Origin of the sequence: Spirosoma sp., assembly GCF_048594605.1 — a bacterium.
Classification (GTDB): Bacteria; Bacteroidota; Bacteroidia; order Cytophagales; family Spirosomataceae; genus Spirosoma.
The window spans coordinates 1-5645 of record NZ_JBMDWV010000177.1 but is presented as its reverse complement, the minus strand read 5'-3'; the positions used below and the strand labels follow the sequence as shown (position 1 = coordinate 5645).

The following is a 5645-nucleotide window of genomic DNA, read 5'->3' as shown; positions in this document are numbered from 1 at the left end:
GTCGATTGGAAGCGGTTCTGTAATCGATACGCTAAGCTTAGAAATTCTTACCTGTATCTTGATCCGCCTTACTATCATCGGGCAGAACAGCTTTATGGTTACTTGTTTGATGAGACGACGCACCGACAGATGCGTGATTATCTTGTCCGGTTATCATCCTCATGGCTCTTGTCTTATGATGATTCACCAGAGGTGCGTACACTCTACGAAAAGCTTAGTGGTATTGATGGACGAGTCGTTGATCAAACCTACTCAACTCATCCTATGGGGGGAGCCAGCTTTGTAGGGAGAGAGCTCGTATTCAGTAATCGTCCGCTTCCAGTTCAAAAGCAGGAAAAGAGCCCGAAGCCTCACGTGGGCTTGACAGTCGTTGGTGATCTTGCCGCATCAAGATCACAAGCAAGTGGTCCTATTCGAATCCCAATAGTGCAGTCTGTAATCATTGAGAACCTTTAAACTTCCTTTGAAATTTTACTTTTTATGCCGGATATTCTTAATAAAATAGCCACTACAGAAAGTCCATTAGTCAAACTGCTTGGCGACTTCGATAAATCTTTCGTCGGATATGTCTATGGAATGCGGTTTGACGAAGTACTGGTTTTAACCAATGACGAGTGGAAGCACAATGTCAACGGACTTCCACATAACTCGTTTCTTGTTGCGGCCGGATTCAATCCAACCAAAATAATAAACGCCGACATTATCGACCAGGAGGTGATTCTGCTACGTGTGATTGAACCTGTAAGTTTGCCTCAAGACAATGACTTCATTCGTACTCGTATTGAACATCATCAGCGTCGAACATCAACTGAAAAATTTCCAGGGGACGTGAACGACGGGATAGACCCAATGACGCATTCTGAACTCCAAGCTGGGGGGCTACGCTGCAATATATTAGGCACCTTTTATGTGGAAAATGGGCAGTTACGATTAGGCAGTGATATTGAAAACTTTATGACTCTGTCGCGTTTACGGGCTTATAAGCCTACCGGTAGCGCGTTAGCTATGATTGTCAATCATGTCAATCCAGAAGTGCGCGAGAAGGCCAGAGAGGAAGCTAAGAAAGCAGGATTTACAAACGTACCATCACCAATTAATATTGGTACCGTTCGCTACACGTCTACCGCGCGAATGCACCGGGGCAAAGACGCTGAATTAGTTGACGTTCTAATTCAGCCAACAGACTTTCTTGCCCGGCGGACCGCCGTTTTAGGCATGACTCGAACTGGCAAATCTAATACGGTCAAAACGACTGTGTCAGCAGTTGCGATTGCTGCTATGAAGGACAACGTCAAGGTAGGACAGCTAATTTTTGATGTAAATGGTGAATACGCTAACGCCAATCATCAAGATGACGGTAGCTCGATTGCTGAGGTTTTTCCTCAACAAACTATCCGTTATAGAGCTATTCAAACAGTTGGATTTGCCGATCTACGCACGAATTTTTATCAGGAATGTGACCAAGCTCTCAACTTAATTCAAAGACTTTTCAAGGTAGATAAGTCTCCATTTTCGGGCCAAGACCTTGATGCATTCATGTCATCGACGTTGGAGGAACCTGATAGTACACAGGTATCTGAGCATACACGCTGGAAGCGACACAAAGCTGTATTTCAGTGTATTTTGTACCGAGCTGGCTATCCAACACCCACTAATTTTACAATAGAAATACCAATTGCGGCTGCACTTACTCGACAGATTACGGCTTGGGGGCAGGCTCAAGATCCACCGGTTCAGATTGCAACTCCTACGTCAACTCATGTATCTGCTTCAGATGCAAGTGCCTGGTTTGAGCAGTTACGGCAGATTAATATTGCCATAAAAGATGACCAGTCTCAGCGTAGAGTCCCGGCCATTGGCTTACAATCCTCTACTGCTGGTAACTCATGGGTTGACCCGACCCTTGAAGCATTTTTAAATATGCTTGCTCGTGAGAATAGTCGGAAACAAAGTTTTGGCGGCTGGCGGGCAATTCAGAAATACCGTCCTTATCATTCTCCTCAACGGGCTGCTGATGTCACTGACGAAATCATTAATCATTTGGAAGCAGGTAAAATCGTAATCCTTGATTTGTCGGCTGGCCCGGTGGAGATTCGGGAAGTGCTTTCAAAACGTATTGCAAGCCAAATTTTTGAGCGTCAGATGGCAATAATGAATGAGGGGAAAGTACCTCAAAATATGGTCGTCTACGTTGAGGAAGCACATAATCTTATTGGAAAAAAAGCAGAACTAACCGACACATGGCCACGTATGGCTAAAGAAGGAGCTAAGGCTAGAATCGCTTTCGTCTATGCAACACAAGAGCCTTCCTCCGTACATCCTAATATTCTGGCAAATACAGAAAACTGGTTTGTTACACATTTGAATAATGATGATGAGTTGAGGACGTTAGGCAAGTTTTATGATTTCGGTGATTTTACAAAATCGTTGAAGTCAGCGCAGGATGTAGGTTTTGCCAGAATAAAAACCCTATCAGCACCATTCGTTATTCCTACTCAAATCAACCGGTTTACGCCAGACGCTTTAAAAGAAGATATCAAGCGTATCAAGGAAAAAATGCAACCATTAGATCATAATGCCGTATAACCGTGAGTCCGCTGGCAAAGGCGGACATTCTGACTTTGTTCGTAATCCTGACGTACAGAATTTTTTGTCGGATTGTGACTATATGAAGCCACCATCTGATGATGAAGCGAAGGCGATGGCTTCAACGTTTACCCCGGCACCGGGTGGTCAGCCGCCTAAACTGCCTAGCTTTGTTGTTGCGTCAGATGCCAGTAAGAGCGATACGCCGATTAACGATAAACTCCCCAGTACACAGCTTGGCTATATTAAAGTTAGTCACGTTCTTATCGAGATGGATAAGTATGCGGAATTGATTGACCCTCGTTCGCGCTTCGTTGATCCATTCAAGGTGGCAGACATGCACCGTAATGCCCAGCCAATTACTTATGTATTGCCTGGCTCTAATATACAATACCGTAAATCTGATACTGTCCGGAATGGTTTCCGCCATGCCGTATATGATCAACTTACTGCCAATCGGGGTGAGGGTAACAATCGTATGGTGCTTACTGAGACACTGTTGGCTTTGAACAACAATCAGCTGTCTATAAAATCCTGCCCGATCCTTGCCTGTGACGCCTTGATCGAACATCTTGTTTTTACGCCAAAGACTCATACGCATACATGCCCAAAGTGCGGAGGAACCGTTTACGTAACGGATTGGCTAAGGCTTCATGAGGGAATCAGTGATTTTGGCAATAACACAAGTGCCATTACGCGCATGATGAATGCAGTAGAACATCTACTCTTATCAGCATTTATTCTTGAATTACTTGAAGCAAATCCGGTTGCCCTTAGTAAAATCGCTTTTGTAATGGATGGACCATTAGCTCTTTTTGGGGAGCCTGCTAAACTTCATCCAAGAATAATGACGCTTATTGATAACGCCAATTCCAGGTTGACAAGTCTTGGGCTGGAACCATTGTTGGTTATGGGTCTTCAAAAAACAGGCAATGTTATGGATCATGCCCTCTTGCTAGAACGCTTCCTGCCAAACGGCGTGATTCGCATTATTGACGACACGTACCGTCAAACATACATTACCGGTAGCGATAAGCCTGCCGAAGACTTTGGTTATGAGTCTTATTATGGTCAGGATTTCTTATTCAAAACAGAGCGCGGACGAATATTCAATTTTGCCCTCCCATACCCATTTGCCGGTAAAGGGTCTGGAACTCGCACCGAATTTGCTCGTAAAAAAGTAGAAATAACTCGCTACGGGTCTCTTGTCGAGCGAGCCTGCGATTTAATTCGCCACTTTGAACTTGATCTATATGATAACGCAATTGTACCAGTTGCCTTAGCACACCGCCACGCTTCAATCAGTCTTATTCCGGGTGGCAAGGTACTTGATCTAATCACTAAAGCCGGATTAAATCGCTGAAATAAGACGCTTGAGCGGATTGGCGAATCTACACCACACCTACATGAAACCGCGAAAACCCTCAAGCAGCCGTGAGCTACTTATACAACGAACTACAGATGGGCAACCACTTTCCGGAGTTGGTCCGGGGGTAGGGTATGAGTTCATCAAAGCTTACTTCCCGCTCATAAACGATACCATCAGAATTGCCAGTGCCTACTTCAGCTTGAAAGGATATCGATTAGGCAGACCCCATATTCAGGACCATGTAATTGTTAAAATGCTGGTTGGCAAAGGGGACGCTGATGACGCACAGGAGGCTATTTTAGATGAAGTCGTAAAAGAACTTAGGCAACTTGATAGTGATCTATGGGAAACTATTAATGAGGTCGTTGCACGGATGAATTCAAATCGTTTTTTCATTCGGGATGCACGCTCAATTTCTAACCCATTTCATTGTAAATTTTATATCGGAGATAATAAATTTCTGTGGCATGGATCAGCCAATTATTCTGAAAATGGGCTTTCTGGTAAAGCAAGATCGAATGCTGAGCAAGTGAGTTTGCTTAGTTTGCCTGAGCAAATTGCTGATTTCTCTAGATGGTTCGATACAACAGCTATTGAAGCTAAAGATATATTAACACCAGTCCGGGAATTACTGGAGCAGTGGTTAAAGCTGGCAAAGCCGTTCGATGTTTATTTAAAAGCGTTGTCGATCATGTTAGGCAACCACGATGAAGAGAATCGTCCATTTGCGCCCGTTTATTTCCAGCAGTTCATTATTCGAAATGCATTACGGCAAGCCGAAGAACATGGTGGTTCCCTAATTGTGGCAGCTACCGGGCTGGGCAAAACAATCATCGGGTCAGAAATTGCCCGTTATCTGCAAAACAACGGGATTAGCAAACGCACCATTATAATTGCTCCACCCATCGTTCATCCTAAATGGGAAGAACAGATGAGAATAAAAGATATCAATCATTTTATTTACAGTACAACCGTAGCGTTCCTGGCTTCAACAGGTAAAGCAAACCATCAAATCACCGATCTCGAAAAAGAACTAGAACGGGCTGATAACCAAACGGTAATTCTGATTGATGAAGCGCACTACTATCGCAATCAGCGCACAAACGAGCGTTTATATCAACGCGCCAGCCGGGTGTATGCTCTGTTTCTTCCGGCTGTTGCGAAAGGAGCTAAAATCTTTTTATTAACCGCTACGGCTTACGGTACGAATATTCACAACCTCAACGGCCTGCTGCATCTGCTCCCTCACAAGTCGCCTAAGACCGAGTTGTTTTCAGACATAGGCCCTTGGGAAGTAAAAAAGCCCGATGAGTTCATCAACCTGCCAGTCGTAACGATTCTGGGGTTGCCCCACGTTTTATCGCTTGCCCGGCAAATGAACCATATTGACGATAACGGGAGAACATACATTCGATACGGCTCCCGGCAAATGTACTTGCCGAAAACAATGCGCCTAAAACCAATTTTTTACCGCTTACCACTCGACCAATCGGTTCAGGCTGCTTTTAATGATAAATACTTCGCGCAGGCGGGTAAGTTCACAACCTCCTTTATTGATGAAAATACGGATGAAATTGTCACAGGCCCAGTTGACACCTTACAGAAAATCGCACTAACCAGTTGGCTTAGCTCACCTGATGCCTTGTCGGAAGTCATTACGTATAATCTGCGTACATCCGGTGCTGACGAT

Annotated in this window: 3 protein-coding genes and 1 pseudogene; all 4 read left to right on the top strand. The window is 44.4% G+C overall.

Features of this window, described 5'->3' with window-relative positions; all coding sequences use genetic code 11:
• Positions 1-456: pseudogene (locus ACOJS8_RS11255) on the top strand (hypothetical protein); the annotation flags it as partial.
• Positions 457-480: 24 nt separating this feature from the next.
• Positions 481-2586, top strand: a complete 2106-nt coding sequence (locus tag ACOJS8_RS11250) for an ATP-binding protein (protein WP_420148640.1) — start codon at positions 481-483, stop codon at positions 2584-2586.
• Between the two features lie 82 nt (positions 2587-2668).
• Entirely contained in the window at positions 2669-3949 is a 1281-nt protein-coding gene (locus ACOJS8_RS11245) for a hypothetical protein (RefSeq protein ID WP_420148639.1), read from the top strand.
• A 43-nt stretch (positions 3950-3992) separates the two neighbouring features.
• A partial coding sequence (locus ACOJS8_RS11240; protein WP_420148638.1) for a DEAD/DEAH box helicase family protein occupies positions 3993-5645 on the top strand: 1653 nt, incomplete at its 3' end.

What these genes read in the sequence shown, in the direction of transcription:
- ACOJS8_RS11250 (WP_420148640.1), top strand. Translation starts at nt 481, where the DNA reads ATGCCGGATATTCTTAATAAAATAGCCACTACAGAAAGTCCATTAGTC.
- ACOJS8_RS11245 (WP_420148639.1), top strand. Translation starts at nt 2,669, where the DNA reads ATGAAGCCACCATCTGATGATGAAGCGAAGGCGATGGCTTCAACGTTT.